The 22642-nt window shown below is 66.6% G+C and carries 20 protein-coding genes; 11 read left to right on the forward strand and 9 right to left on the reverse strand.

Going from position 1 to position 22642, the window contains the following annotated elements; all coding sequences use genetic code 11:
* Window positions 1–7: 7 nt before the first annotated feature.
* Complete coding sequence (locus GFD32_RS00380) at window positions 8–1342, reverse strand: NAD(P)/FAD-dependent oxidoreductase (protein WP_163574189.1); 1335 nt, start codon at window positions 1340–1342, stop codon at window positions 8–10.
* Between the two features lie 392 nt (window positions 1343–1734).
* On the opposite strand from GFD32_RS00380, the gene GFD32_RS00385 reads away from it, so the two are divergent.
* Both GFD32_RS00385 and GFD32_RS00390 read left to right on the forward strand, forming a co-directional pair.
* On the forward strand, window positions 1735–3300 hold the full coding sequence (locus tag GFD32_RS00385; RefSeq protein ID WP_163574191.1) for a tetrathionate reductase family octaheme c-type cytochrome: 1566 nt from the start codon (window positions 1735–1737) through the stop codon (window positions 3298–3300).
* 1 nt (window position 3301) lies between these two features.
* Window positions 3302–3955: a cytochrome b/b6 domain-containing protein gene (locus tag GFD32_RS00390; protein WP_163574193.1), complete on the forward strand. Its 654-nt coding sequence runs from the start codon at window positions 3302–3304 to the stop codon at window positions 3953–3955.
* A gap of 75 nt (window positions 3956–4030) precedes the next feature.
* Here GFD32_RS00390 and GFD32_RS00395 read toward each other — a convergent pair whose 3' ends face one another.
* Window positions 4031–5104 carry a tartrate dehydrogenase gene (locus tag GFD32_RS00395; RefSeq protein WP_163574195.1) on the reverse strand — a complete coding sequence of 358 codons (1074 nt, stop codon included), beginning with the start codon at window positions 5102–5104 and terminating at the stop codon, window positions 4031–4033.
* On the reverse strand, window positions 5101–6003 hold the full coding sequence (locus GFD32_RS00400) for an alpha/beta fold hydrolase (protein ID WP_163574197.1): 903 nt from the start codon (window positions 6001–6003) through the stop codon (window positions 5101–5103). Before GFD32_RS00400 ends, GFD32_RS00395 begins: the two co-directional genes overlap by 4 nt.
* Window positions 6004–6105: 102 nt before the next feature.
* Here GFD32_RS00400 and GFD32_RS00405 point away from each other — a divergent pair, with 102 nt between their 5' ends.
* Together GFD32_RS00405 and GFD32_RS00410 are read left to right on the forward strand one after the other, a co-directional pair.
* Window positions 6106–7056, forward strand: coding sequence for a LysR family transcriptional regulator (locus GFD32_RS00405; protein WP_163574199.1), 951 nt, complete (start codon window positions 6106–6108; stop codon window positions 7054–7056).
* The gene (locus GFD32_RS00410; protein WP_163574201.1) at window positions 7053–8378 is read left to right on the forward strand and encodes a glycosyltransferase; all 1326 of its coding nucleotides are present in this window, start codon (window positions 7053–7055) and stop codon (window positions 8376–8378) included. The genes GFD32_RS00405 and GFD32_RS00410 overlap by 4 nt, the downstream gene beginning before the upstream one ends.
* A 4-nt stretch (window positions 8379–8382) precedes the next feature.
* Here GFD32_RS00410 and GFD32_RS00415 read toward each other — a convergent pair whose 3' ends face one another.
* From GFD32_RS00415 to GFD32_RS00425, 3 genes are all read right to left on the reverse strand, one after another.
* Window positions 8383–9060, reverse strand: a complete 678-nt coding sequence (locus tag GFD32_RS00415; protein ID WP_163574203.1) for a TVP38/TMEM64 family protein — start codon at window positions 9058–9060, stop codon at window positions 8383–8385.
* Between the two features lie 80 nt (window positions 9061–9140).
* The gene (locus tag GFD32_RS00420; protein ID WP_163574205.1) at window positions 9141–10070 is read right to left on the reverse strand and encodes an ABC transporter substrate-binding protein; all 930 of its coding nucleotides are present in this window, start codon (window positions 10068–10070) and stop codon (window positions 9141–9143) included.
* Window positions 10071–10149: 79 nt separating this feature from the next.
* Window positions 10150–11325: a TauD/TfdA family dioxygenase gene (locus tag GFD32_RS00425; RefSeq protein ID WP_240455497.1), complete on the reverse strand. Its 1176-nt coding sequence runs from the start codon at window positions 11323–11325 to the stop codon at window positions 10150–10152.
* 126 nt (window positions 11326–11451) lie between these two features.
* Here GFD32_RS00425 and GFD32_RS00430 point away from each other — a divergent pair, with 126 nt between their 5' ends.
* Genes GFD32_RS00430 through GFD32_RS00440 form a run of 3 tightly spaced genes read left to right on the forward strand, consistent with a single transcriptional unit; the run spans window position 11452 to window position 13931 of the window.
* Window positions 11452–12345, forward strand: coding sequence for a LysR family transcriptional regulator (locus tag GFD32_RS00430; RefSeq protein ID WP_163574207.1), 894 nt, complete (start codon window positions 11452–11454; stop codon window positions 12343–12345).
* A complete protein-coding gene (locus GFD32_RS00435; RefSeq protein WP_163574209.1) occupies window positions 12342–12707 on the forward strand; it encodes a hypothetical protein in 366 nt (121 codons plus the stop codon). The genes GFD32_RS00430 and GFD32_RS00435 overlap by 4 nt, the downstream gene beginning before the upstream one ends.
* A 36-nt stretch (window positions 12708–12743) precedes the next feature.
* Window positions 12744–13931, forward strand: coding sequence for a DUF4236 domain-containing protein (locus GFD32_RS00440; protein ID WP_240455498.1), 1188 nt, complete (start codon window positions 12744–12746; stop codon window positions 13929–13931).
* A 10-nt stretch (window positions 13932–13941) separates the two neighbouring features.
* On the opposite strand, the gene GFD32_RS00445 is transcribed toward GFD32_RS00440, so the two are convergent.
* On the reverse strand, window positions 13942–14733 hold the full coding sequence (locus tag GFD32_RS00445) for a M90 family metallopeptidase (RefSeq protein ID WP_163574212.1): 792 nt from the start codon (window positions 14731–14733) through the stop codon (window positions 13942–13944).
* Between the two features lie 3 nt (window positions 14734–14736).
* The gene (locus tag GFD32_RS00450) at window positions 14737–16308 is read right to left on the reverse strand and encodes a bifunctional GNAT family N-acetyltransferase/carbon-nitrogen hydrolase family protein (protein WP_163574215.1); all 1572 of its coding nucleotides are present in this window, start codon (window positions 16306–16308) and stop codon (window positions 14737–14739) included.
* Between the two features lie 228 nt (window positions 16309–16536).
* Between GFD32_RS00450 and GFD32_RS00455 the strand changes: the two genes are divergently transcribed.
* From GFD32_RS00455 to GFD32_RS00470, 4 genes are all read left to right on the forward strand, one after another.
* Complete coding sequence (locus GFD32_RS00455; protein WP_163574217.1) at window positions 16537–17694, forward strand: ABC transporter ATP-binding protein; 1158 nt, start codon at window positions 16537–16539, stop codon at window positions 17692–17694.
* Window positions 17695–17698: 4 nt separating this feature from the next.
* On the forward strand, window positions 17699–18988 hold the full coding sequence (locus GFD32_RS00460) for an ABC transporter substrate-binding protein (RefSeq protein ID WP_163574219.1): 1290 nt from the start codon (window positions 17699–17701) through the stop codon (window positions 18986–18988).
* Between the two features lie 154 nt (window positions 18989–19142).
* The gene (locus GFD32_RS00465) at window positions 19143–20030 is read left to right on the forward strand and encodes a carbohydrate ABC transporter permease (protein WP_407081061.1); all 888 of its coding nucleotides are present in this window, start codon (window positions 19143–19145) and stop codon (window positions 20028–20030) included.
* A 34-nt stretch (window positions 20031–20064) separates the two neighbouring features.
* Window positions 20065–20910: a carbohydrate ABC transporter permease gene (locus GFD32_RS00470; RefSeq protein WP_163574221.1), complete on the forward strand. Its 846-nt coding sequence runs from the start codon at window positions 20065–20067 to the stop codon at window positions 20908–20910.
* Between the two features lie 2 nt (window positions 20911–20912).
* On the opposite strand, the gene GFD32_RS00475 is transcribed toward GFD32_RS00470, so the two are convergent.
* Window positions 20913–22634 (reverse strand): bifunctional protein-serine/threonine kinase/phosphatase, encoded by a 1722-nt coding sequence (locus GFD32_RS00475; RefSeq protein ID WP_163574223.1) that lies wholly within the window; start codon window positions 22632–22634, stop codon window positions 20913–20915.
* Between the last annotated feature and the right edge of the window lie 8 nt (window positions 22635–22642).

Genomic DNA, 22642 nt, shown 5'->3' on the forward strand with positions numbered 1-22642 from the left:
TAACTCCTTAGATGCGGCCTTCGAGCATGGCGTAGTAGGCGGGTTGTAGCAGGTAATCCTTGAGCACCCAGGCGGCCCAGGATTCCTCCTTGGGGTCGATGAAAGAGAACGATGGCAGGAAGGCCAGGTCATTGTCATAGCCGAACTCCACCAGCATGGCCTTGCCGATGTCGGTGATGAGTGGGCAGGAAGTGTAACCGTCGTGGCGCGCCGAGGGGGGTTGGTCTTGGAGGTGGGCAACTAGGTTGGCCTCCACGACCGGTGCCTGGGCCTTGACGCTGGCTCCGGTCTTGTTGATGGGCGCTCCGATCACATCGCCAATGCCGAACACTTCGGGGTAACGGTTGTGCTGTAGCGTGTGGATGTCCACATCCAGCCACTCGCCAGCGAAGGGGCCCTGTTTTGCAATCAGGTCGCTGGCTTTGACGAAGTCCGGAGCGCTCATCGGGGGGACCACGTGAATGAAGTCGAAGTCACGCACTTCCGTGGAGCCATCACGGAGCGTGAACTCGGCCTGACGGGCGCCGGGGTCGATGGCGCTCAAGTGCTGGCCGTGGTGACGAGTGATGCCCTCACGGTCGAAGCGCTGCTTTAGGAAGTCGCTGATCCAGGGCTGGCTGAACATACCGTCGCTGGGAGTGAAGTAGTCCATTGCGAAGGCGTCTCGCCTCTCAACAGCTTTGATGCGGGACAGGGTCGTGAAGGCCATCTTGATCGGTGCGCCAGCGCACTTGATGGCGGTGGGGGGTGTGGTGAATAGCCCCTGACCGCCGCCCCCGGCGATCCAGGCATCGATGGCATCGCGGGTTCGGGTGGCAGCTTCGAGGCTGGCATAGACGCTGCCGATGCCGTGGTCGCCAACCAGTTCTGGTGACATGCCATCGATCAGGTGGTAGTTGAGCTGCAGCCCCGTGGCAACGATCAGGATGTCGTAGTCCAATGTGCTGGCATCGGCCAGGGTGACACGGTGCTGCTCGGCGTCGATGCCTACCGCTGGCGTGCGCGTCCAGTCCACTCTGCGGGGCAAGAAATCGGTATTGGCTCGCACGGTACGCTCGGGGTTCCACACACCGGAAGCGACCAAGGTCCAGCCCGGCTGATAGTGGTGCCGCTCGCGTGGTTCGACGATGGTGATGCTCGCACCGTCGAGGCGTTGGGAAAGGCGATTGGCCATGGCCATTCCGCCGGCGCCCCCGCCCAGAATGACGATACGGGCTCGGGTAGCGATGGTCTTGGCCTGCAGGTTGGCTGCAGAAAAGAAACTGGCTGCCCCGAGACCGGCCCCCAGCTTGAGGAGCTGGCGCCGGTCGAGCTGGCCAGCGGGAGAGTGTTGGCGTGTCATGGGGACTCCTGTGATCTTGGAAGCGCTTATAGTTATATCTTTATAATTTTATTTCTCCTTCGGGGGATTCTGTAGCCTCATCGACTGCGGTTTATTGACGCATATCAATATTCCTCAACCGTTGCGGTGTCATTTGTGTGCAGATAGTCGTGTGAGCGGTCTGCGGTCGTTTGACGCAGGTCAGATTGTCGCAATTTAATGCCGGCCTGGCGCGACAAAAGTCTTGAATTCTGTCGCGTGGTTTGTTGACCCCGGTCAGTTTCCCTTCCCCCCTCTCTGCCAGACTTTCAGTGACGCCCCGCCCCGGCGCTGCCGGTGAAGGGGGAAAGCCGAGACAACACGACAAAGCGCCCCGACAACGAGAGGCGCAGGCTGCAGTGAGGGAAAAGGGAATGAACGATACCGACAATCAACGATGGCGAGGGCTGCCAGGCGTGGTGCTGGGGCTATGGTGCCTGGCGCTGGCCTCCGGAGCTTTCGCCAGCACCGCCGATCACACCGCCTTCGAGGAACTCCAAGGCCCGTTCGATCGGGCCGAACAAGTCACCGAGGCCTGCCTCGGCTGTCATACCGAGGCGTCGCAGCAGGTGATGGCGACCCGCCACTGGACCTGGGAGTACGAGAATCCGCACAGCGGCGAGACGCTGGGCAAGAAGTCGATGATCAACACCTTCTGCATCTCCGATCAGTCCAACGAGGGGTTCTGCCAGTCCTGCCACGTGGGCTACGGCTGGGAGGACGACACCTTCGACTTCAGCGACGAGAGCCGCGTCGACTGCCTGGCCTGCCACAACACCGGCGATTACGTGAAGAAGGGCGGCTGGGCCGGCTATCCCAACGCGGAGCAGACCGATCTGGTCAAGGCGTCGCAGAACGTGGGGCGGACCTCGCGGGAAACCTGCGGCGCCTGTCACTTCTACGGCGGTGGCGGCGACGGCGTGAAGCACGGCGACCTGGACTCCTCGCTGGTCGAGGCGAACCACGCGCTGGACGTGCACATGGACGCCGAAGGGGGCGATTTCGCTTGCAGCGAATGCCACCAGACCGAAAGTCATGACGTGCCTGGCAGCCGCATCCAGGGCACGGCGGTGGATGTCGGCGGGGCGCTGCTGCGTGGTGCCCACGAGGATCGCAACCCCACCACCTGTCAGGCCTGCCACGGCAGCTCGCCCCACGAGGACGGCAGCCATGCCCAGCGCCTGAACGAGCACACCCGGGCGCTGGCCTGCCAGACCTGCCACATTCCCACCTTCGCCCGCGGCGGTGTGCCCACCAAGATGGCCTGGGACTGGTCCACGGCCGGGCAGCTCGACGAGAACGGCGAGCCCATCCAGCGCAAGGACGACAAGGGCCACGTCATCTACGACAGCAAGAAGGGCGACTTCGTCCTCGGCGAGAACGTAGTGCCCGAGTACCTGTGGTGGAACGGCAACACCACCTTCGTCACTGCCGAGACCGAGATCGACCCCAGCGAGCGCGTGCTGATCAATGCGTATCACGGCACGCCGGGCGGGGAAGACTCACGCATCTGGCCGGTCAAGCGGGCGCTCGGCAAGCAGCCCTACGACACCGTGCACCAGACGCTGCTGAGGCCCCAGGTGGCGATTCCCGGCAACGATACTGCGTTCTGGTACAACTTCGACTGGGACAAGGCGCTCGAGGCGGGCACCCGCATCGCCGGCCAGCCGTTCAGCGGCGAGTACGACTTCGTCGATACTGCGATGCTGTGGCCGATCACTCACATGGTGGCGCCCGGCGAGGACGCCCTGAAGTGCGGCCAGTGCCACAGCGACGACGGCCGCCTGGCCGGTGTGGACGGGGTGTGGATGCCGGGGCGCGACCGCCATGCCGGGCTCGACCGCTTCGGCTTCGGCCTCGCCGGCCTGGTATTGCTGGGGGCGCTGGGCCATGGCGCTCTGCGTTTCGTGAACCGCAACCGTCGCAAGAAGGGGCATTGACATGAGCGAGCGACTCTACCTGTTCACCCGCTTCGAGCGCTTCTGGCACTGGGCCCAGGCGGCGCTGATCTTCACCCTGCTGTTCACCGGTTTCGGTATCCACGGCGTGCACGACCTGCTCAAGTTCGGCCTGGCGGTACGGGTCCACGAGACGGCGGCCTGGCTGCTCATCGGCCTGTGGATCTTCGCCATCTTCTGGCACTTCACCACCGGCCAGTGGAAGCAGTACCTGCCTACCCTGGAGCGCATCGGTGCCGTGACGCGCTATTACGTCCACGGCATCTTCGTCGGTGCGCCGCACCCCTACCGGGTCACCGTGGCACACAAGCACAACCCGCTGCAGCGGCTGGCCTATCTGGGCGTCAAGCTGGTGATCAATCCGCTGATCTGGATATCCGGTCTGCTCTACCTGTTCTGGGGAAGTCTCTACGCCAGCATGCCTGCCTTCCTCGATCTGGAGCGGGTGGCACGCCTGCATACCCTGGGCGCTTTCCTGATGCTCGCCTTCCTGATCATGCATGTCTACCTGGCGACCGCCGGCCACACGCCCCTGGCGTATATCAAGGCCATGATCACCGGCTGGGAGGAGGTGCACGACGAGGCGGCGATCAAGCGACCGCCACCGGCATCGGGCAAGGGCTCGGCGGGACGCTAGGCTCGAGGTCCGGCGATAGAGCGCATGGCGGCCACCCGGCATCGTCGGGTGGCCGCGTTGCGCTGGTGGGCGGTCTCAGCCGGCGATGCGCTCGGCAATGGCACGGCCCAGGCTCTCGGTGGAGCCCTGGCCGCCGACATCCGGTGTCAGCACCGCCGGGTCGCCCTCGGCGAGCACCGCCTCGAAGGCGGCGACGATGGCATCGGCGGCCTGCCGGTGACCGAGGTGCTCGAGCAGCATGGCACCCGACCAGATCTGGCCGATGGGGTTGGCGATGCCGCGCCCGGCGATGTCCGGCGCGCTGCCGTGCACGGGTTCGAAGAGGCTCGGGAAGGTGCCGTCGGGGTTGATGTTGGCCGAGGGGGCCACGCCGATGGTGCCGGTGCAGGCCGGGCCCAGGTCGGAGAGGATGTCGCCGAACAGGTTGCTGGCTACCACTACGTCGAACCAGTCGGGATGCATGACGAAGTTGGCGGTGAGGATGTCGATGTGGAACTGATCGACGCTCACCTCCGGGTAGTTGGCCCCCATGGCCTTCACGCGCTCGTCCCACCACGGCATGGTGATGGCGATGCCGTTGGACTTGGTGGCCGAAGTGAGCTTTTTCCGTGGGCGCGACTGAGCCAGCTCATAGGCGAACTTCAGTACCCGGTCGACCCCAGTGCGGGTCATCACGGTTTCCTGAATCACCACCTCGCGCTCGGTGCCCTCGAACATCTTGCCGCCGACGCTGGAGTATTCGCCCTCGGTGTTCTCGCGTACCACGTAGAAGTCGATGTCACCGGGGGCGCGGTCGGCCAGCGGGCTCTTCACGCCGGGCAGCAGCTTGCAAGGACGCAGGTTGACGTACTGGTCGAAGCGGCGGCGGAACTGCAGCAGCGATCCCCACAGCGAGATGTGGTCGGGCACCGTCTCCGGCCAGCCCACGGCGCCGTAGAAGATGGCGTCGAAGTCCTTCAGCCGTTCGAACCAATCGTCGGGGAGCATCTGGCCGTGCTCGGCGTAATAGTCGCAGCTGGCGAAGTCGAAGTGCTCGAGTTCGAGATCGATGGCGAAGCGCTTGGCGGCGGCTTTCAGGGCGTGAAGTCCTTCGGGCATCACCTCCTTGCCGATGCCGTCGCCGGGGATGACCGCGATGCGATGGGTCATGGGGTGTCTCCTGGTTGGTCGTGGGGAAAGAAGTCGGTGATCTGCGCGAGCAGCGTCTCAGGCGCCTCCTCGGGCAGGTAGTGGCCGCACGGCAGGGCCTCGCCGTCGACCCGCTCGGCCACGTGCCGCCACTCGGCGAGGGGGTCGAAGCAGCGCTCGATGACGCCGTGCTGACCCCACAGAACGCGCAGCGGGCAGGCGATGCGCCGGCCCGTGTCGCGGTCGGCGCGGTCGTGCTCCAGGTCGATGGTAGCGGCGGCGCGGTAGTCCTCGCACAGGGCGTGGGCGGCGCCGGGCTGGGCCAGGCAGCGCTGGTACTCGGCGATGGCCGCCGGGTCGAAGGCGTCGAGGCTGGCGTGGCGGCCGCCCATGGTGCGGGTGACGTAGTCCTCGGGCGAGGCTTCGATCAGCGTCTCCGGCAGTGGCGCCGGCTGGATCAGGAAGAACCAGTGGAAGTAGGCGGTGGCGAAGGTGCGGTCGGTCTGCTCGTACATGGCCAGCGTGGGGGCGATGTCGAGCAGCATCAGTCGTTCGAGCGTTTCGGGATGATCCATGGCCAGGCGGTGGCCGACACGCCCGCCGCGGTCGTGGCCGCACAGCGAGAAGCGCGAGAAACCCAGTTCGCGCATGACGGCGACCTGGTCGGCGGCCATGACACGCTTGCTGTAGTTGGCGTGGTCCGGTTCGCCCGCGGGCTTGGCGGAGTCGCCGTAGCCGCGCAGGTCGGTGGTCACCACGGTGTAGTGGCGTGCCAGCGGTTCGGCCAGGTGGTGCCAGATCGCGTGGGTCTGGGGGTGGCCGTGGAGCAGCAGCAGCGGTGGCCCGGAGCCGCCGATCCGGCCGTGGACGTGCACGTCGTCATCGGTGGCGATGTCGAAGGTGCGAAAGCCCGTGAACATCGTCTCTCTCCCTCGGGGGTGGCGGTGACAGTCTAGCCCTTGTTGGATGGGAGATAATCGGGCTGAATGGAAAGGCATTGTTGCGTTTAAGTGGAGAATGTCGTGGCCCCGCTCGACGATCTGGCCTTCTTTCAGCAGTTGGCGCGTGCCGGCAGCCTTACTGCCACGGCGCGCACGTTGGGACTGTCGCTGTCGGCGGTGAGCAAGCGCCTCAAGCAGCTCGAAACGCGGCTGGGCGTGACGCTGGCGAGCCGCACCACGCGGCGGTTGACGCTGACCGCCGAGGGCGAGCGCTATCTGGCGCGTGGCGCGGCGATTCTCGAAGAACTCACCGAGCTGGAAGAGACGCTGGGTGAGCAGCGTGCGGCGCTCTCCGGGCCACTGACGGTCAATGCCACCTTTGGCTTCGGTCGGCGTCACGTGGCACCGCTGCTCTCGGCTTTCTGTCGCCAGCACCCCGGCATCGAGGCCGGGCTCGAGCTCACCAACTTTCCCTTGAATCTCGGCGAGCGCGACGTAGACGTGGGCATTCGCGTGGGCGAGCCGCCGGATTCGCGCCTGGTAGCACGCCGCATTCTCGACAACCGCCGTGTGCTGTGCGCGTCGCCCGACTACGTGGCACGAATGTCGCCGCTGGAGAGCCCCGCCGACCTGGCCGCCCATCCCTGCCTGGTGTTGCGCGAGAACGCCAGCGACTATGCGCTGTGGCGCTTCCAGCATCGCGACGGCGCTGGCGCCAGGCAGACGGTCAAGGTGGATGGCCCCTTGGCCAGCAACGACGGCGAGGTCATCGTGCGTCTGGCCCTGGATGGCCACGGCATCGCCCTGCGATCCTGGTGGGATGTCCACGCCTACCTGGAAAGCGGTGCACTGGTCGAGCTACTCCCCGCCTGGCAGGGTGTGCGCGCCGACTTCCATGCCATCTACGCGCAGCGGCGTCACGTGCCGCTGCGGATTCGTGCCTTCATCGCCTATCTTGAGCAAGAGATGGGGCGTCGCGTACCCCCACTGCCGATCACGGAAACCGCCGAGCAAGGAGCGACCTCAACGTGAACGTCCTGATGTTCACCAACACCTATCTGCCGATCGTCGGCGGAGTCAGCGAATCGGTGCAGCGTCTCAAGGCGCAGCTGCAGGCTGCCGGCCACCGGGTGCTGGTGGTGGCGCCGCGCCTCGAGGGGCAGCCGCGTTACGAGGCCGACGTGGTCAGGGTCACGGCGGTTCAGCACTTCAACGGCAGCGACTTTTCCCTGCCCGTGCCCATTCCCGGCCAGCTCTTCGAGGCCATCGAGGCCTTCGACCCCGATATCGTGCATGCTCACCACCCTTTCCTGCTCGGCGACACCGCGGTGCGGGCCGCCGAGACCTATGGGCTGCCGCTGGTGTTCACCCACCACACCCTCTACGAGCACTACACCCACTACGTGCCCGGCGACTCACCGCGCATGCAACGCTTTGCCAAGGCGCTGGCCACTGAGTACACCCACCTGTGCGATGCGGTGATCGCGCCCAGCGAGAGCATCCGCGACCTGCTGCTCGAGCGCGACGCCAACCCGGCCATTCACGTGGTGCCCAGCGGCGTGGATACGGTGCGTTTCGCGGCCGGTAGCGGCGTGGCCTGGCGGCGGCGGTTCGGCATCACGGACGACGCCTACGTGATCGGCCACCTGGGGCGGCTGGCCCGGGAGAAGAACCTCGCCTTTCTCGCCGTGGCAGTGGCCAAGGCGCTGGCCGTCCTGCCGACGGCGCACTTCCTGGTGGTGGGCGAGGGTGACGCGCGCGGGGCGATGATCGAGGCTGCGGAGGGCGAGGGGGTCGCCGCGCGGGTGCATTTCACCGGTCGTCTGGAGGGGCAGTCGCTCATCGATGCCTACCACGCCATGGACGTCTTCGCCTTCGCCTCGCACAGCGAGACCCAGGGCATGGTGATCGCCGAAGCGATGGCGACGGGGCTGCCGGTGGTGGCCGTGGACGCTCCCGGTGTTCGCGAGGTGGTCCGAGACGGCGCGAACGGGCGACGGCTCGACCACGATGATGCCGATGACTTCGCCGAGGCCCTGGTGTCGCTGTCGGCTCGCGCCGTACGCAGGCCCCTGGTGGAGGGCGCTCGCTCCACCGCAGCGGCCTACGATGAAGCGAGCTGTGCCGAGCGCTGCTTGGCCGTCTACCGTGCCGCCATCGCACGCGGTGGCGATTTCACTCATGCCGACGACGGCGGTTGGGAGCGGGTGCGCGCTCGGCTCGGTGCCGAATGGCGCATGCTCTGTCACCGCGGGCGGCTGCTGAAACAGCTGGTGCAGGAGGAGTGGGAGCACGACCGCCCCGACTGGTGGCCGCGTCGTCATCACGCCCCCTCGAAACTGCCCGAGAAATGACGCTTCAGCGCCGGCGGCGACGCTTGGCCCAGCGCTTGAGTCCGGCCAGCAGCATCACGCCGGTCAGTAGCCCACCCAGGGCCCATGCCAGGTCGCCACGGCTGTCGGCGGTGGCCAGCTCGCCGAGCTGGCTGCCCAGCAGGGTGACGCCGGCCAGACCGGGAACGATGCCCAGGGTCGAGCCGATCAGGTAGTCGCGAAAGCGCAGCCGGAAGGCGCCGGCCATCAGATTGGTGAGCGTGAAAGGGGCCAGCGGCAGCAGGTTCACCAGCGTCATGGTGCGAATGCCGCGGCCGGCCAGGTAGCGCGACAGGCCGCGCAGGCGCTGGCCGCCGTGGCGCAGCAGGGTCTCGCGGCCGAGGCGTCTCCCTACCCACCAGGTGAGCGCCGAGGCGGCGAGCGTGCCGGCCAGTGCATAGGCGAAGCCCCACCAGGGACCGAACAGTAGCCCCGTCAGTGCCACCAGCAGGCTCAGCGGGAACATCACCAGCGAGGCGCCGGCGTAGATGGCCATGATCACCAGTACCGCCCAGTTGGCGTCGCGCCAGGCGACGGAACCCTTTGCCAGCGTTTGCAGCGCCTCGACGGTGAGCACGTCTTCCAGCGCCAGCCATTGCCAGCCGAGTCCCAGCGCCACCAGCATGGCGAGGGCGACCAGCAGGAAAATGACCGAACGGGGCATGGGCGGACGCCTGGGCTGCCTAGGGGGCTACAGGATACGGTGGCAGAGCCCGCCTTCCAATGGCGTCCGCGGTTGGGGCGTCAAAGCGAAAGCGATTCGCGCACCGTCGACCAGGCGGGTTCGCCATCGCGGTCGGTGACGTCGGCGAGCATCGCTTCCACGCGCTCGGCGTTGTCGCGGATCCACTGGCTGGCCACGTCATCGACGTCACGTTCTTCCTGGCCGTATTCGCGGATCATCCAGCTCTGCTCTTCGGCGCTGAAGGCGAATTGGGAGAAGAACTCGGCCAGGTTGGGATGGGACTCGGCGTAGTCGCCGCGCATCAGCGTCAGCACGTCGCTCTCGCCGTTGTTCTCGCCGAACAGGTCTTCGGGGTCGTCGAGGTAGCGCATCGGCAGCTCCAGGTTCATCCAGTGCGGCGTCCAGCCGACCCAGACGATGGCTTCCTCGCGCTCGATGGCGTCGCGAGCGGCGCCGAGCATGCCGACCGTGCTGGTATCCACCAGCTGCCAGTCGCCGAGACCCCAGGCATCGTCGCCGATGGCCGCGTTGAGGATTTCGCTGGCCGCGGAACCGGCGCCGAAGCCGTGGATCTTGCCGTCGAACCGGTCGCGGTTCTCGTCGAGATCGGCGAAGCTCCGGATGCCCTGCTCGTACAGGTATTCCGGCACGGCCAGGGTCATCTGGGCACCGTCGACGTTGTTGGCCAGGCTTTGGATGGTGCCGTCGGCCTCGAGCGGCTCGAACATCTCGCGCTGGGCGGGCATCCAACCCCCCAGGAAGACGTCGACGTCGCCGCTTTCCAGGCCCTGGTAGATCACCTGCAGGCCGACGTCGTGGCGGCGGGTGTCGTAGCCCAGCGGTTCCAGCAGCTGCTGAGCGATCTCTGTCTTGACGGTGATGCCCGGCCAGGCCGGTACGCCGAAGTCCAGGGTGGCGTCGTCGGCGGTGGCGTGAGTAGCCAGGCCGCAGGCCAGGGCGGAGAAAGTAACGGTCAAGGGTAGTTTCATGCGAGTCTCCTCGTCGTGGTTGTTACCGGCGCCTTGTGGTTGGTTTGTGTGACGCCGGGTCAGTGGGATCTCGTGCGAATCAAGATTGGCGGGCCAGCACCCGCAGACGCGATTCGAGCATGTCGCGGTCGAGATAGGTGCCCTGCAGGTGGCGCCGTCCGGTGTTGGGGTCGAAGGCGCCGCGTCCGTGCAGTACGCGGCGGTTGTCGAACGCGATCATGTCGCCGGGACGCAGGGTCAGGTCCAACTGATGGCGAGGGTCGTGGAGCAGCGTCCAGAAGCGATGGTAGGCGCGATACCACGGTTCGATGACCTCGGCGGGCAGGCGCAGGGTGTCGCGAATCCAGTTGTTGAAGCGCACGTCGACGACCCGGCCCTCGGCATTGCAGGTCAGGATCGGTGCGCACACGGCGATGTCCTGGTCTTCGTCCTGGAAGCGAAAGTCGATGGGCATCTCGCTGAGCAGGCGGAAGGCCTCCGGGTCTTCCTGCCGGAGCGCCTCGGCGACCTGGTAGCCATCGGCGAACAGCGACTCGCCGCCTTCGGCATCGTTCTCCAGGCAATACAGCAACTGGATGTCCGGCGGGTGCTGCCAGTTGGGCAGGTCGGTGTGCAGGGCCAGGGCGATGGCGGTGTAGGCGGCATTGTTGGGGTTGGGCTTGGACTGGACGTCGAAGCGAGCCCCGAAGTTGGTGGCGCGAAGCGGGCCGATGCGCGTGGCCAGCCGGCTCACTTCTTCATCGGCGAGCGGGCCGTTCTCGAGCAGCACCAGGCCGTCGCGCAGCAGCGCTTCCAGCCAGGCGCGTTCGCCGGCCGCATTGCCGGTGAAAGCAGCGTGGTCGACCCGTTCGAGGCGGTAGTCGTCGCCCCACGGTCGCGGGGCGGGCAGCGGCGAGGCAGGGGCGGCTCCAGGGCGACGCTGATGCAGCCAGCCGCCGTCGAAGTGGCTCTGGTGGCCATCGGACCAGGTCAACTGCAGGTGGCCGCCTTGCACCTGGACGTCGCTGGCCGGATCGCTTTCGGCACGCGGCAGTACCAGGCGCTCACGGGTCTGCGGATGTCGGCATTCGGTGCAGGCACAGTGGTCGCGTAGCCACAGCCAGGGCAACCGGGCCTGGGCATGATCTTCCCAGAACAGGCTGAGCCCATCGGCATTGGGCTGGGCGTCGCTCAGTCGGGGAGCGTCGGCGTAAGGTGCGAGTTCGTGCATGGCCGGCGAGTCGACAGGCGCATCGGGGGAAGGGGCGGTGTGCATCCGAGCCTCCACGGTTGCTGACGGGTTGATGACGATCAAGGCTCAATAGGGTGGGATGTGGTAACGACGCTGACAAACGATTAATCTGGCCCCTATGGCCAAACTCAGCTTATAGCTTACTTTCTCATGGATGCCTTGCCTCCCCTGATCTGGCTGCAGGCCTTCGAGGCGGCAGCGCGCACTCTCAGCTTCACCGCCGCCGGCCGTGAGCTGGGCGTGACCCAGGCGGCGATCAGCCAGCGCATCCGGCTGCTCGAGGATCGCCTGGGGCAGAAGCTCTTCGTGCGTCACCCGCGCAGCTTGACGCTGACCCCGGCGGGACAGGCCTGGCTGCCCAGCATCCACGACGCCTTCGCGCGGCTCACCGAGGGCACTCAGGAAGTGTTCGGCGGTACGCCGTCGCGGGCGGTGACCCTGCGCACCACGCCGGTCATCCAGCAGAGCTGGTTGGCGCCGCGCCTGCTGGATTTCCACCGCGCCCACCCGGAAGTGGCCGTGCGCCTGGTCAGCGCCATCTGGCCCGACGACTTCGGTCCCCAGGGCGCCGACCTGGAGATTCGCTACGGGCTGGGCGACTGGGCGGACATGCAGGCGGTGTCGCTGGGAGACGAGAGTCTGTTGCCGGCCTGTGCGCCGTCCTTGGCGACGATGCTGCATGAGCCGGCCGACCTAGCCGGCCGTACCCTGCTGCACGCGGTGGGCTTCGCCGTGGGCTGGACGACCTGGCTGGAACGGGCCGGGGTGGCCGGGCTCGAGCAGGAGTGCCCGGCTCTGACCTGCGACAACCAGGTGATGACCCTGACGCTGGCTAGCCGGGGTGGCGGCGTGGCGCTGACCCATCGACGCCTGCTCGAGGGCCGTGACGACCTGGTGGCGCCTTTTTCCCTGGCCGTGCCCAGCGAAGAGGCCTTCTGGCTGGTGCGGCCGGCGCGACACGGCGCCCATCCCGACGTGATGCTATTGTGGGAATGGTTGCAGCCGACGGGGCCATGGCCGCCGTCAGGGGGAGAACGAGCATGAGTCGATATCGCAGCGTTGCGCTGACGGTTGCCGCCGTGTGGTCGGTCATGGCCGGGGTCGCACTGGCCGATGCCCGCGAGGGGCGCGAAGGACCTAGCGTTGAGCCCGCACGCAGCTGGCAGGAGCGCGCTCCGTGGCGAGACCGGAAGTTCGAACGCTACGGGCGGGACGTGGAAATCGGGGTGCTCGTCGATGGCGAATGGCTGGAGCGGTGGCGTGGCTTGGCGTTCCCCGCAGATCGAGGCGGTCCCGACGTGTGTCGCCAGCGTGGCCAGATCACCTGGTCGACACGGCAGCTGGCGTGTCCGGACCGCCTGCCCCAAGAGGGGGTACGCCGCTGGTCCACGCGCCCGGAGGAGTGACACGATGTGCCGGCTCCGATTGGCGGTGCGTGCGTCGTGTCCGCTCCCCTGTGTTCACTAGAATGGATCGACAAGGAGGTCGCCTTGGGTTTTCGTTTCCAGCGTCGAATCACACTGGCACCAGGCATACGTTTGAACCGCAGCAAACGGAGCCTCGAGGTCTCGGTGAGCTCGAACGGGGTCGGTCACGACATCCGGCCGCATGGCGGCAGCGGGCGTTCCCGTTCTGCCTCGGCACTGGAGGCCCGGTTGGCTCGAGGTGACGCCCTGCCTTTGCGGCTCGAGATCGATGACCGTGGCGCCATTCGCTATTTTCACGGCGATGGGACTCGGCTGAGCGAGAGCGAGGCGCGCGTGCTGCGCCGCCATGCACGGGCGTCGCTGCGCGAGCGGCTGGAGGAATACTGCCAGCGGTTGAACGAGAATCTCGAATATCTGGGCCGGCTGCACGAGGATACGCCACCGCCGCAAATGAGCCGCTACACCCCGAGTGACTTCGAAGAGCCACCACCCGTGCCGCCCGAGCCGCGGAAGCCGGCCTGGTGGCATGCGTTGTGGCCACCGATGAAGCACCGCCGGGAAGCGGAGAACCGCCACCGACGGGCGGCTTTCGACCAGGCCTACCGCGACTGGGAATGGCGAAAGGCCGAGCATGATGCCGCCGAGTTCGCGCGCTATCGTCGGGAAAACGAGGAGGTGTGGCACGATCGGGGCGCGATGGAGAAAACCTTGTGTCAGCGGCTGGAAGAGATCGACTGGCCGTGCGAGACCGTCATCGACTTCGATCTGGGCCAGGATGACCGCACCCTTGCCGTGGACATCGAGCTGCCCGCTGAGGACGAGATGCCAGATCGCGACTGGACCATGCCCGCCAAACAGGTGAAGCTCACCCCGAAACGACTCAGCGCCACCCGACAGCGCAAGCTCTACCGAGACCATGTGCATGGCATGGCCTTCCGCGTGCTGGGGGCGGTCTTCGCTCGCCTTCCCGCCGTCCAGGAAGTTCGTGTTTCCGGGTATCGCCAGGTGACCGACCCCGCCACTGGGAGCGAGCGCGACCAGTATCTCTATAGCGTGAAGGTCACTCGCCAGCAATGGAAAGCGATCGACTTCGACAGCCTGGACCGGGTCGATCCGGTGGCCGCCGTGGAGGCCTTCACGCTACGCCGCGACATGACCAAGACCGGCATCTTCAGGGCTATCGAACCGTTCAAGCTGGTGTAGGCTGCATGCATCACAGCCGCGCTAGCGGCGCCTGGCGGAAGTAGCGTTCGAGCAAGGCGTAGAGCTCGGGGTAGGCGGCGTGGAGCACGTCCGGGGCGGTGAAGAAGTGCTCGCAGCACACCGCGAAGCACTCGCCGGGATGACTGGCAGCGTAGTCGTCGATGGGCGTGTCATCGCCGCGATCCAGGTGCGCCTGCAGGTCGTCCCACACCACGGTGAACACGCGGTGCCACTGCCTGGGGTCGATGTCCCGGGGTAGCGGCGGGAAGCCGTCGACGTCGAGCGAGTTGCCCATGTCGAGCTTGTGGGCGAGCTCGTGAATCACCACGTTGAAGCCATCGAAGCCGCCGCTCTCCATGAGGTCGGTGAAGGAGAGCACCACTGGCCCCTGGTGGGAGGTCTCGCCGGCGCGCTCGTCCTCGTAGGCGTGCATCACGCCGAACTCGTCCATCTCCTCCACCTGGCGACGGAAGGCGTCGGGCAGGATCTGGATCTCGTGCACGCCGGCGAAGGCCTCATCGTGTTCGGCATCGCTCCAGCCCAGGGTTAGCAGGCAGGCCTGGGCGGCCAGTGCCAGGCGGGCGGGCAGATCGAAGGGCGTGCGCTCGGCCAGATCCGGGTGCAGGCTGATGCGTTTGGCGTGCAGGAAGCGCCAGGCCCGCCAGCCCAGCCGTTCGGCCTCGCCGTCGGTGAGCGCCGCCAGCAGCGGCAGGCGCGTGCGCGCCTCGGACCAGTCCGCCTCGGGCAGGGGGTGGCGGGTGGCGAAGCGCGCGTCGCGCCACCGTTTCAGGCGGCCGAGCACGGCTCAGTTCTCCTCCAGGTCGGCCCCCGACTTCCACGACCAGTCGCGCCAGCGGAGGTCGAAGAGATCCTTGCGGCGGTCCTTGAGGTTGGTCACCGAGCCTTCGGCGCGCACCACGGTGAGTCGCGTCAGGTCGAGGTCCGAGAACATCACCATCTCGGTATTCGGCGTGGTCTCGGAGAGCACGGCGTCGTGGGGAAAGGCGAAGTCCGAGGGCGAGAACACCGACGATTGGGCGTACTGGATGTCGAGGTTCTCGATGGAGGGTACGTTGCCCACGCTGCCGCACAGCACTACGTAGCACTCGTTCTCGATGGCGCGCGCCTGGGAGCAGTGTCGCACTCGCAGGTAGCCGTTCTTGGTGTCGGTCCAGAAAGGCACGAAGAGGATGTCGAGTTCCTGGTCGGCGAGCAGTCGTGACAGCTCCGGAAACTCCACGTCGTAGCAGATCTGGATGCCTACCCGGCCGGCGTCGGTGTCGAAGACGCGCAGTTCGTCGCCGCCGTCGATCACCCAGTCGCGGCGCTCCTGGGGCGTGATGTGCAGCTTGTCCTGATGCTCGATGGTGCCGTCGCGGTGGCACAGGTAGCTGACGTTGTAGAGGCGGTCGTCGTCGCGCAGCTCGATCATCGAGCCGGCGACGATGTTGATGTTGTAAGCCACCGCCATGCGCGACAGCTCGGTGACGAACTGCTCGGTGAAGCCGGCCAGGAAGCGGATCGCCGCCTGCTGGTCCTGCTGGGCGGCGCGATCCTGAAGGCCCATCAGCGGGGCGTTGAACAGCTCCGGAAAGACGGCAAAATCGCTCTGATAGTCGGAGAGCGCGTCGACGAAGTACTCCACCTGCTGCAGCACCGCTTCCACGGACTCGAACTCGCGCATCTGCCACTGCACCGCGCCCACGCGGACCTGGGTGGGGCGGTTCTCCAGCACCCGCTCGGCGGGCTCGAAGAGGATGTTGTTCCACTCCAGCAGGGTGGCATAGCCTTGGGACTTCTCGTCCTCGGGCAGGTACTTGCGCAGCAGACGCTTGACCTGGAAGTCGTTGGCCAGCTGGAAGGAGAGGATGGGGTCGTGGATCTCCTTGCGGGCCACCTTGTCGAGGTACTCGGCCGGCGTGAGCTCGTGGGCGTGTTCGTGGTACTGCGGGATGCGTCCGCCGGCCAGTATCGCTCGCAGGTTCATGGAGCGGCACAGTTCCTTGCGCGCCTCGTAGAGGCGCCGGCCCAGTCGGTAGCCGCGATAGTCCGGATGAATCAGCACGTCGAGCCCGTACATGGCGTCGCCATCGGGTTCGTTGAGGATGGTCTCGCGCTTGCCGATCAGGTCGTCGTAGCGGTGGGGATTGGAGAAGGTGTCGTAGTCCACCAGGGCGGTCAGGGCCACGCCGACGATGGTCTCGTCATCCTCGATGACGATCTGCCCATCGGGAAACTCCTTGATCAGCTTGTCGATGGTCGGTTTCGGCCAGGCACCGCCGATGTCGTCGTAGACCCGGTCCATCAGTGCCTGAAGCTGCGGGTAGTCGTCCGGGGTCAGGTTTCGCAGGTTGAGGTGCAGGTCGTCGAGGGACATGGCAAGTCTTCCTGAGCCTAGGAGGTGCGGCATTCTAGCACGCTCGCCCGGCCGCCCTGCGAGATGTCACCGATGCGTCATCGGTCGGTCATCGCGGGGTCATGAGGCGTGCGCATCCTGCAGGGAAGACAAACCGGCGCGAGCGGCTACGCTTGAGGGGAGCGGCAAGTGACCCAGCAGGTGATTCCCCTGCCTGTGAAGGCAAAGGGCAGCGATACCGGGCAAGGCATGAGCGACGACAAAAAGCGAATCACACTCGAAGACGTCAGCAAGCACTGGGCCGGGGTGGCCGCGGTGGACCGCGTCTCCTTTACGGTGTCGCCTGGGGAGTTCGTGATCCTGCTGGGCCCCTCGGGTTGCGGCAAGTCCACCACCTTGCGGATGATCGCCGGTCTCGAGCCGGCCAGCGCCGGGCGCATCCACATCGGTGAGCGCGATGTGACGCCGCTGGCACCGGGCGAGCGCGGCATCAGCATGGTCTTTCAGTCCTATGCGCTCTTCCCCCACCTGAACGTGGCCGACAACATCGTCTTCGGCCTGCGCAGCCGCAAGGTACCCAAGCCCGAGCGCAGCGAACGTCTCGCTCGGGTGGCCGAGCTGGTCGGGCTCACGGAGTATCTCGAACGCAAGCCGGCCCAGCTCTCGGGCGGCCAGCGCCAGCGGGTGGCGCTGGCCCGGGCGATCATCTCCGAGCACCCCATCTGCCTGATGGACGAGCCGCTCTCCAACCTGGATGCGCGCCTGCGCGGCGAGATGCGCCGCGAGATCAAGGCGCTCCAGCAGCGCTTGGGCATGACGGTGATCTACGTCACCCACGATCAGGTGGAGGCGATGAGCATGGGCGATCGGGTGATCCTGATGCAGGAGGGGCGCATCGTGCAGGACGGCACTCCCGGCGAACTCTACGACCGCCCGGCCACGGCCTTTGCGGCGAGCTTCATCGGCAGCCCGGCCATGAACCTGGTGGCACTGGCCGCGGCGGCGGACGGCGCGGTGATCGATGGCGAGCCCCGCTGCCATGTCGCCGACCATGCCGCCAAGGGGCACTGGCTGGGGCTGCGTCCCGAGTCGGTTCAGCTGGCTCCGCCCGACGCTCCCGGGGTACCTGCCGAGGTGCTGGATGCCGAATATCTGGGCGCTGATACCATCGTGCGCCTGCAGGTGGGCAGTCAGCAGCTGCGCGCCCGGGTGCCGGGGGTGCCCGACCGGCAGCCCGGCGATGCCTGCCGGCTGCAGTGGGCGTCGGCCTCGGCGCACTTCTTCGATGGCGAGAGCGGGCAGCGCCTGGCTCTTTCCGGTCATGACGTCGCGGCTCCGCCGCATCCGCTGACGCCGGGCGAGGCACGCAGAGTGTCCTCCCTGCACGGCACCCATCCACAGGAGTGAACCCATGAGCGCTTTCCTTCCACGTACCCTGAGCGGTCTGGCCGCTGCCGGCCTGTTGGTGGCCGGGCAAGCCGCCGCCCAGCAGGAGCCGGTCGAACTCACCATGTACTACCCGGTGGCAGTCGGCGGGGCCTTGACCGAGGTGATCGATGGCCTGGTGGCCGAGTTCGAGGCCGAGCACCCCGACATCGCGGTGGATGCCATCTATGCCGGCAACTATGACGACACCCGGGTGCGCGCCATGTCGGCGGTCGAGGCCGGCGACGCTCCGCAGCTCTCGGTGATGTTCTCCATCGACCTCTACGAGCTGATCGAGCAGGACGTCATCGTCGCCTTCGACGAGGTGGTCGAGAGCGACGAGGAGCGCGAGTGGCTGGATAGCTTCTACCCGGCACTGATGGAGAACGGCACTCTCGACGGCCAGACCTACGGCATCCCCTTCCAGCGCTCGACCATCGTGCTCTACTGGAACAAGGAGGCGTTCGAGGCGGCCGGCCTCGATCCCGATACGCCGCCGGAGAGCTGGGCGGAAATGGCCGAGATGGCCGCCGCGGTGCGCGAGGCCTCCGATGGCGAGCAGTGGGGCGTGATGGTGCCTTCAACCGGCTATCCCTACTGGATGTTCCAGGCTTTCGCCTTCCAGAACGGCCACCGCCTGATGAGCGAGGACGGGACCGAGGTCCACTTCAATGACCCGGCGGCCGTCGAGGCTCTGGAGTACTGGGTGTCGCTGGCCAGCGAGCACGCGGCGATGCCCGATGGAACCATCGAATGGGGCACGCTGCGTCAGAACTTCATCGAGGAGTCCACCGCGATGATGTGGCACAGCACCGGCAACCTCACGGCGGTGAAGAACGAGGCCGACTTCGACCTCGGCGTGGCCATGCTGCCCATGAACGTCCAGCGCGGCAGCCCGACCGGCGGCGGCAATTTTTATCTCTTCAAGGATGCCAGCGAGCAGGAGCGGCGTGCGGCCATGACCTTCATCCGCTGGATGACCGCCCCGGAGCGCGCCGCCGCCTGGTCCATCGAGACCGGTTACATGGGCGTGAGCCCGGCGGCCTACGAGACAGAGGCGCTGCAGGACTACGTCGAGGCGTTCCCGCCGGCAGCGGTGGCCCGCGACCAGCTCGAGCACGCCACCGCGGAGCTGGCCACCTACCAGGGCGGACGGGTGCGCCGCGCGCTGGACAACGCCGTCCAGGCAGCACTGACCGGCCAGATGACGCCGCAGGAAGCGCTGGCCCAGGCTCAAGCCGAGGCCGACGCGGCACTGCGTCGCTACGCGCGCTGACGCCCTGAGAGCTGATAACCGCGATCAAGGGGGCGCGGGGACAGGCCAATGAGGAGGTCATTCGACAGGATGTCGAAGGTAGCGTCCAGGGAGGGATTCACAGCGCCTCCTCAGAGGCCTTTGTCCCCGGGTAGCCCCCACGACAGGACGAACCATGGTGAACCCGACCTCCGACCGCCGCATGCAGATCTACGGCGCGCTGCTGCTGCTGCCGGCGGCGGTGCTGCTCGGCACCTTCGCTTACCTGCCCACCGTCGCCACTCTGATCAACAGCCTCTTCCTGCCCGGCTTTCGCGGCGCCCCGACCGAGTTCGTCGGGCTGGAGAACTATGCCTTGCTGCTCGAGGACAGCACTTTCTGGCAAGTGGCGCGCAACAACCTCTTCTACGCCCTGGGCACCATTCCCACCTCCATCGCCCTGGCGCTGGGCATGGCACTGTTCGTCAACGGCCGCCTGCCGGGCCGGGGACTGGTGCGCATGGCCTACTTCACGCCGACGATCCTGCCGATGATCGCCGCGGCCAACATCTGGATGTTCTTCTACGCGCCGCAGATCGGGCTGTTCAACCACTTGCTCGGTTTGCTGGGCATCAGCGGCCCCAACTGGCTGGGTGACCCTGCAGTGGCGCTCACCTCGGTGATCGTGATGACGGTGTGGAAGGAGGCCGGTTTCTTCATGATCTTCTATCTGGCGGCGCTGCAGAGCATTCCACCCGAACTCGAGGAAGCGGCGAGCCTGGAGGGTACCAGTCGCTGGAGTTTCTTCTGGCGGGTGACCTTTCCGCTGCTGATGCCCACTACGCTGTTCGTGCTGATCAATGCGCTGATCAACGCCGTGCGCGTGGTCGACCACCTATTCATCCTCACCAAGGGCGGGCCCAACAACGCCACCAACCTGCTGCTCTATTACGTCTACGAGAACGCTTTCTCGTTCTTCGACCGCACCTATGCGGCCACCATCACGGTGGTGATTCTGCTGGTGCTGGCCGTGGTGGCAACCATCAAGTTCCGTGTGCTCGACCGCCGGACTCACTATCAATGAGAGCGATCATCATGATGTTGCCGGGAGCTCGACCATGACCGCTGCCGACGCCGCTAGACCCGCGCCCCGCCTCGTTACCTGCCTGCCCAGGCTGGAGACGACGGCCGCCTGGTTGCTGGCGGTGGTGTGGATATTTCCGCTGCTCTACGCCGTGTGGGCGGCCTTCCACCCGGCCGAGTTCATGGTGCGCTTCGACCTGCTGACGCCGCTGACCCTGGATAACTTCGCCGATGCCTGGGAGCAGGCGCCTTTTGCGCGCTATTACCTCAACACCTTTCTGCTGGTCACCGGCATCGTTGCCGCCCAGTTCGTGGTGTGCACTCTGGCGGGCTTCGCCTTCGCGCGCTTTCCCATTCCCGGCAAGGACTTCCTGTTCATGCTGGTGCTGATCCAGCTGTTCGTGTTTCCCGAGGTGCTGATCGTCGAGAACTATCGCATCGCCAGTGGGCTGGGGCTGGTCGACACCATCGCCGGCATCGGCCTGCCCTACGTGGCCAGCGCTTTCGGCATCTTCCTGCTGCGCCAGACCTTCAAGACCATTCCCCGCGAGTTGGAAGACGCCGCCCGGGTCGAAGGGTGCAGCTGGATGGCGGTGCTGCTCAAGGTCTACGTGCCGCTGGCCAAGCCCACCTACCTGGCCTACGGCCTGGTCTCGATCAGCCATCACTGGAACAACTTCCTGTGGCCGCTGGTGGTCACCAACTCGGTGGAAAGCCGTCCACTCACCGTGGGGCTGGGGATCTTTTCGGCACCGGAGACGGGCGTCAACTGGGCCACGATCAGTGCCGCCACCCTGCTCAGCATCGCGCCGCTACTGGTCGCCTTCCTGCTCTTCCAGCGCCAGTTCGTGCAGTCGTTCCTGCGGGCGGGGATACGCTGAGTTCAGCGCTGCAACGCGAGCAGCAGGAGTACGGCGAGGATGGCCGATACGCCTTGCCAGAAGGCGACCGGGTGACGCTCGATCAGCGGTGGGCGCGTGCGTTCGAGATAGGCCGGGTTGGGGCGGCGCAGGTCGTGGAGGAATTCGGAGAGTTCCTGGTAGCGCTTCTCGGGATTGGGGTGTACGGCCTTCTTTAGCGTCGCATCGATCCAGGCGGGAATCGCCCGTTCCTCGTCGAGTACCGAGCGATAGGTGAGGCGCCGCTGGGTCGCCGCCGTGCGCGTGCGGGCGACCCGGGTGGCGTAGGGATAGCGACCCGAGAGCATTCGGTAGGTCAGTACCCCCAGGGAGTAGAGGTCCGAGCGCGTCGTGCCGACCTCGCCCAGGAAGTATTCCGGCGCCATGTAGAGGGCCGTACCCGGCAGGGCGGGCGGTTCGAGGGTGGTGGCCGACTCGACGATGCCGGCGACCCGCGCCGAGCCCAGGTCGATGAGCGTCACCGTGCCGTTGGCATCGATCATGAGGTTCTCGGGGCGCAGGTCTTGGTGCAGGACCTCGTGGCGGTGAAGTGCCTGCAGGCCCCGCGCGACCTGCTCGACGATGCCGCGTACCGTTTCGAGGTCGGGCGTGGGATGGTCGTTCAGCCACTGCGCCAGCGTCTGCCCCTCGATGAACGCGGTGACGGTGTAGAGGTAGCGGCGCTCGCGGTCCGGTGGGCCGGCATCGAGCACGTGGCGGTTGTCGATGCGCCGGGCGATCCACTCCTCCATCAGCAGCCGCTCCAGGTAGCCGGGGTCGTCGCGCAGGTCGAGGGAGGGCGTCTTGAGCGCCACCCGGGAGCCATCGGTCTCGTCCAGGGCAAGGTAGACGTGACTGCGGCTGCTGGCGTGCAGTTCGCGCAGGATCCGATAGCCGTCGAAACGGTCGTGGGGTTCGAGCAGCGGCGGGAAGGGCAGTCGTTCGACCTCCCCGTGCAGGGATGACGGGACTTCCCTTCGCGGTAACGCCTCGATGCGCACGATCTGGACGCTGAGATTGTCCGCGCTGCCCTGCCGGTAGGCCTGGGCGACGATGCGCCGGGCGGCTTCGTCCAGGTCGCCCCGGTGCACCTCGATGGTGTGCAGAATGTCCTGTGCCTCGATGTGCTCGTAGACGCCGTCCGTGGCCAGCAGGAAGGTATCGCCGACCTGTAGCGGCAAGGTGCGGTAGTCGATCTCCACCAGGGCGTCGGCGCCCAGTGCCCGGCTCAGGTAACTCTCCTCCTGCGAGACCCACAGACGGTGGTCGTGGGTGAGCGGCTCCAGCCCGCCACCGTGCAGCCGGTAGATGCGGGTGTCGCCGACGTGGAAGAGGTGGGCGGTGGTCGCCTTGAATACCAGGGCGCTGAACGTGCAGACGTAGCCCTTGTCGGGTGCGTAGCGGTGGGGGCCGCGGCGTGACTGGGCATGCAGCCAGGCATTGGTGGCCGTCAACACGCACTCCACGGCGTGGCGAACCGACCAGGCCTCCGAGGTGGCGTAGTAGTCGTCGAGCAGGCTCTTGACCGCCGTTTCGCTGGCGACCTGGCTGACCTCGCTGCTGCTGATGCCGTCGGCCATGGCCAGGGCGATGCCCTTCAGCCCGATCTGGGGGCCGGGCGGCACCCGGCAGCCGTGGCAGTCCTGGTTGCGGGCCTTGCGTCCAGGCTCGGTGTGCTGCCCCAGGGCGATGCGCAGCTGGCTCATGCGGTGGC

The sequence above is a fragment of the Halomonas faecis genome (genome assembly GCF_010993975.1).
GTDB classification, from domain to species: domain Bacteria; phylum Pseudomonadota; class Gammaproteobacteria; order Pseudomonadales; family Halomonadaceae; genus Halomonas; species Halomonas faecis.

Coding starts and splice junctions, on each gene's coding strand:
- GFD32_RS00380 (WP_163574189.1), bottom strand. CDS start 1,342: ATGACACGCCAACACTCTCCCGCTGGCCAGCTCGACCGGCGCCAGCTC.
- GFD32_RS00385 (WP_163574191.1), top strand. CDS start 1,735: ATGAACGATACCGACAATCAACGATGGCGAGGGCTGCCAGGCGTGGTG.
- GFD32_RS00390 (WP_163574193.1), top strand. CDS start 3,302: ATGAGCGAGCGACTCTACCTGTTCACCCGCTTCGAGCGCTTCTGGCAC.
- GFD32_RS00395 (WP_163574195.1), bottom strand. CDS start 5,104: ATGACCCATCGCATCGCGGTCATCCCCGGCGACGGCATCGGCAAGGAG.
- GFD32_RS00400 (WP_163574197.1), bottom strand. CDS start 6,003: ATGTTCACGGGCTTTCGCACCTTCGACATCGCCACCGATGACGACGTG.
- GFD32_RS00415 (WP_163574203.1), bottom strand. CDS start 9,060: ATGCCCCGTTCGGTCATTTTCCTGCTGGTCGCCCTCGCCATGCTGGTG.
- GFD32_RS00420 (WP_163574205.1), bottom strand. CDS start 10,070: ATGAAACTACCCTTGACCGTTACTTTCTCCGCCCTGGCCTGCGGCCTG.
- GFD32_RS00425 (WP_240455497.1), bottom strand. CDS start 11,325: ATGCACACCGCCCCTTCCCCCGATGCGCCTGTCGACTCGCCGGCCATG.
- GFD32_RS00430 (WP_163574207.1), top strand. CDS start 11,452: ATGGATGCCTTGCCTCCCCTGATCTGGCTGCAGGCCTTCGAGGCGGCA.
- GFD32_RS00435 (WP_163574209.1), top strand. CDS start 12,342: ATGAGTCGATATCGCAGCGTTGCGCTGACGGTTGCCGCCGTGTGGTCG.
- GFD32_RS00450 (WP_163574215.1), bottom strand. CDS start 16,308: ATGTCCCTCGACGACCTGCACCTCAACCTGCGAAACCTGACCCCGGAC.
- GFD32_RS00455 (WP_163574217.1), top strand. CDS start 16,537: ATGAGCGACGACAAAAAGCGAATCACACTCGAAGACGTCAGCAAGCAC.
- GFD32_RS00460 (WP_163574219.1), top strand. CDS start 17,699: ATGAGCGCTTTCCTTCCACGTACCCTGAGCGGTCTGGCCGCTGCCGGC.
- GFD32_RS00465 (WP_407081061.1), top strand. CDS start 19,143: ATGGTGAACCCGACCTCCGACCGCCGCATGCAGATCTACGGCGCGCTG.
- GFD32_RS00470 (WP_163574221.1), top strand. CDS start 20,065: ATGACCGCTGCCGACGCCGCTAGACCCGCGCCCCGCCTCGTTACCTGC.
- GFD32_RS00475 (WP_163574223.1), bottom strand. CDS start 22,634: ATGAGCCAGCTGCGCATCGCCCTGGGGCAGCACACCGAGCCTGGACGC.